This is a genomic window from Microbacterium sp. LCT-H2, from assembly GCF_001866135.1.
Taxonomy (GTDB): domain Bacteria; phylum Actinomycetota; class Actinomycetes; order Actinomycetales; family Microbacteriaceae; genus Microbacterium.
Genome location: NZ_MODW01000017.1, coordinates 1 through 775, shown reverse-complemented (window position 1 = coordinate 775; position 775 = coordinate 1). Strand labels below are relative to the sequence as shown.

General features: G+C 55.0%; 1 rRNA gene. It reads right to left on the bottom strand.

The window, feature by feature from the left end:
* Positions 1 to 521, bottom strand: a 16S ribosomal RNA gene (locus BK819_RS16230); the annotation flags it as partial.
* Between the last annotated feature and the right edge of the window lie 254 nt (positions 522 to 775).

The window sequence follows — 775 nt, the reverse complement described above, 5'->3', positions numbered from 1 at the left end:
CCCTACGTATTACCGCGGCTGCTGGCACGTAGTTAGCCGGCGCTTTTTCTGCAGGTACCGTCACTTTCGCTTCTTCCCTGCTAAAAGAGGTTTACAACCCGAAGGCCGTCATCCCTCACGCGGCGTTGCTGCATCAGGCTTTCGCCCATTGTGCAATATTCCCCACTGCTGCCTCCCGTAGGAGTCTGGGCCGTGTCTCAGTCCCAGTGTGGCCGGTCACCCTCTCAGGCCGGCTACCCGTCGACGCCTTGGTGAGCCATTACCTCACCAACAAGCTGATAGGCCGCGAGCCCATCCCCAACCGAAAAATCTTTCCAAACGCAGACCATGCGGTCACGTCACATATCCAGTATTAGACGCCGTTTCCAGCGCTTATCCCAGAGTCAGGGGCAGGTTGCTCACGTGTTACTCACCCGTTCGCCACTGATCCCACAGAGCAAGCTCCGTGTTCACCGTTCGACTTGCATGTGTTAAGCACGCCGCCAGCGTTCATCCTGAGCCAGGATCAAACTCTCCGTAAAAAGAAAGTGCATACGAACCGGGGAAAAACCGGAACGCAGCGAGTTTGATGCTGACCAAAGAGATAAATCATTGCTGACTATCCGTTGCCAACCCCACAAAGGAGGTTGGTCTTTGATCCAAAGGAATTCTCACCCAGCCGAAGCTAGACGAGGATAATTTGGCATTTGACAAGTGCACGCTGTTGAGTTCTCAAGGATCGGATGCTCCCACGACCCAGCCATCACAACCAGGCCCGCAGGGCAACTTCTCTATC